This is a genomic window from Bacillus sp. LL01 (assembly GCF_001037965.1).
Window position 1 is genome coordinate 1 of record NZ_LFEL01000263.1, and the last position, 3,208, is coordinate 3,208.

At 37.0% G+C, this 3,208-nt stretch carries 3 protein-coding genes; all 3 read left to right on the forward strand.

The genetic code is table 11. The features are described 5' to 3' along the window. Positions 1-905 (forward strand): tripartite tricarboxylate transporter substrate binding protein (locus tag AB685_RS29110; RefSeq protein ID WP_047974101.1); only part of this gene is annotated, 905 nt, incomplete at its 5' end. A 127-nt stretch (positions 906-1,032) separates the two neighbouring features. Continuing rightward, on the forward strand, positions 1,033-2,559 hold the full coding sequence (locus AB685_RS29115; protein WP_047974102.1) for a tripartite tricarboxylate transporter permease: 1,527 nt from the start codon (positions 1,033-1,035) through the stop codon (positions 2,557-2,559). 20 nt (positions 2,560-2,579) lie between these two features. Next, on the forward strand, positions 2,580-3,059 hold the full coding sequence (locus AB685_RS29120) for a tripartite tricarboxylate transporter TctB family protein (protein WP_047974103.1): 480 nt from the start codon (positions 2,580-2,582) through the stop codon (positions 3,057-3,059). Positions 3,060-3,208 lie beyond the last annotated feature (149 nt).

Sequence of the window (3,208 nt, forward strand, 5' to 3'; positions counted from 1 at the left end):
AAGGTAAAAACAATTCTAATGATTATCCAAGTCGAAACATTACCAACATTGTACCGTTCTCTGCAGGTGGAACAACAGATGCAAACCAACGAATTATTGAAAAATATTGGAGTGATTATTTCGACAGAAGCATGGTAATAGAGTACAGAACCGGTGCTGGTGGTGAAGTAGGTTTTGCGGAATTAGCCAAAGGGGAGCCAGATGGGTATACGATGGGAACTATCAATACGCCACATATTTTGCTGCAACCATTAGGTCGTCCGACTGATTTTGATTTTGATAGCTTTGATGTGGTTGCGCGTCTTGTGGCAGATCCACAAGTTTTAGCAGTAAAACATGATGATAGTAGGTTTGAAACATTGGAAGAGTTTATTGAGGTGTTAAAAGGGAATCCAGGAAGCTTAACAGTTGGGACAACAGGTACTCTAACGGGGGATCACCTTACAGTATTACGATTTATGCAAGCGGCAGGAGTAGAGGTCACTATCATTCCTCTTGCAGGAGCAGCTGATCAAGTTACTCAACTACTAGGAGGACATATTGACGCGATTATGGGAAATGTGGGGGATGTAACGGCAGAGCCTGATAATTACAATATTCTTGCTGTAGCAACGGAAGAGCGTCATGATTGGCTACCTGACACGCCTACATTCAAAGAACAAGGGATTGACTTAATAGCAGTAATCGAAAGAGGTTTAGCCCTTCCTAAAGGATCTCCAAGAGAAGCACTTGATATGTTGTATGAAGCATTAGAACATATCACTAGCTTACCAGAGTATCAGGAGGATATGAGAAATGCAGGTCTAGTAGATGGTTTTCAACATGGTGATGAATGGGCGGTTGACATCCAAAGGCAATATGAAGAAGCAAGGCAAGTTCTTCAAGATTTTGATTTGATAGATTAATAAAAAAGATAGTACGGGTGATTCTTACAAAAGTGAGTCTAGCAATATAAAGACTAAATGGATGAATCACCCTCTTTTTTTAATGACTATAAAAAAGAGCCTGCTTTTGTAGAGAAGGAGGGTAAGCATGCTAGAAAATATATTCCTAGGTTTATTGAACAGTCTAACAGTTGTAAATTTACTCGTAATGTCATTAGCTGTAATAGGTGGGATCATCGTTGGTACACTACCTGGTTTATCTGCTACTATGGGTGTCGCATTACTTGTACCAATTACATTCGGAATGGACCCTGCTACAGGATTACTTGCATTAGGTGCTTTGTACATTGGTGCTATGTTTGGAGGAGCTAACTCAGCAATTCTAATTAACACTCCTGGTACACCAGCTGCAGTAGCAACCGCGTTTGATGGGTATCCTTTGACATTAAAAGGAAAACCTGATAAAGCATTGATCACTGCTTTAGTCTCCTCTGTTATAGGAGGGATTATCGGGACATTTTTCTTAATTTTTTTAGCTCAATCTTTAGCAAATTTTGCACTTAAATTTGGACATCCAGAAAATTTTTGGCTAGCTATATTTGGTTTAACAATTATTGGTAGCTTAGCAGGGAAATCTTTATTAAAAGGGTTAATTGGTGGTGTTTTTGGGCTTCTCATTGCACTAATTGGATTGGATCCTATATCAGGCTACCCTCGATTCACATTTGGAGTAAGAAGTTTAATAGAAGGAATTAACCTTCTTCCTGCAATGATAGGTTTCTTTTCTATACCTCAGGTTATTAGAATGATTGAACAAGATAAAAAATTTATTACTTCTTACAAGGAGAAAAAAGGTATTTATTTAAAAACAATTATTTCAACTCTTAAAAAGCCAGTCATCTATCTTAGGAGCTCCATTATTGGGACATTCATCGGGATGTTGCCTGGTGCAGGCGGTAATGTAGCAGGATTTGTGGCCTATAATGAAACGAAGAGATTTGCTAAGAACAAGAGTGAGTTTGGGAAGGGAAATATAGATGGTGTTATCACGAGCGAATCGGCTAATAGTGCAACTGTCAGCTCATCACTGATCCCTTTATTAACATTAGGTATTCCTGGAAGTCCAGTAGCAGCGGTTTTATTAGGTGGGTTATTAATTCACGGTTTGAGACCGGGGTCTAAATTATTTACAGAGACACCGACAATTGCCTATACCTTTATTGTAGGGTTAGTTGTTGCWAATATTCTATTGWTGATCATCGGTTTGTGGGGAACACGTTATTTTGTGAAAGCGATTACAATACCAATTTATTATTTAGCACCTATTATTGCTGTACTAGCGGTAATTGGGTCCTATTCCATACGAAATAGTGTCCTAGATGTCTATGTGATGTTAGCTTGTGGAATCATTGGCTATTTCGCCTTAAAGGTGGGTATTGAACCTGGTCCTATTGTATTAGGTTTAATTCTAGGGGTCATAGCAGAGAACGGTTTTGTATTATCTAGTCTTATTGCTAGTTCTGGAAAGGGAATGTTTGCTTTGTTTTTCACTCGACCTATTAGTGTGGTTCTAATTGTAATGACAATTTTATCAATTTTCTTACCGTTAGTAGTCAAACGATTAGAGAAAAAAGCCCGAGGGTCAATAAATAATAATAAAAACTTTAAAGGTTAAATGGAGAGAAGGTGAATGTAATGGAGTTTGAAAGAGTAAAAGATATAATTGTTTCTGTGCTAATTCTTGGGATAAGTGCATTGTTTTTCGTGAACACAAGATCGTTAATTGCGCCAGCGGATATATTTCCAAAAGTCGTTATCTTAATTTTTTCTATGCTAGGGCTCTTTTTACTTATTAAAGCCTTATTTCTTAAGAGCTTATATCATGAATCTGATGAAGATAATGATGGCTTGGAAGACGAAGGTGAGATAAATCAAAAGAGAAGATGGATTAGTATGGGAAGTATCTTGGCCTATGTTTTATTAATGCCAATTGTCGGATTTTATATAACCAGTGGGATCTTCCTATTACTAATGAGTATATTTCTAATCGGTAAAAAACCGACTGTAAAAGGAAGTATTATGCCAGTCATAATGTCAACTTCAGTAATGTGTATCCTTTATTTCACATTTAGTTTTTTTTTAAGAGTACCTGTTCCGAGTGGGATATTATTTTAAGTGAAGAAGTATAGAGAGGAGAACATATTTGTTCTCCTTTATATATACTCACGTCACGTTTTCTTCAATTAAGAAGGGTGAGGCGATTGTATGTTAGTTACGATGTTTTTTATTGGTTTAATCAGTGGAATAATTACAGGTTTATTATC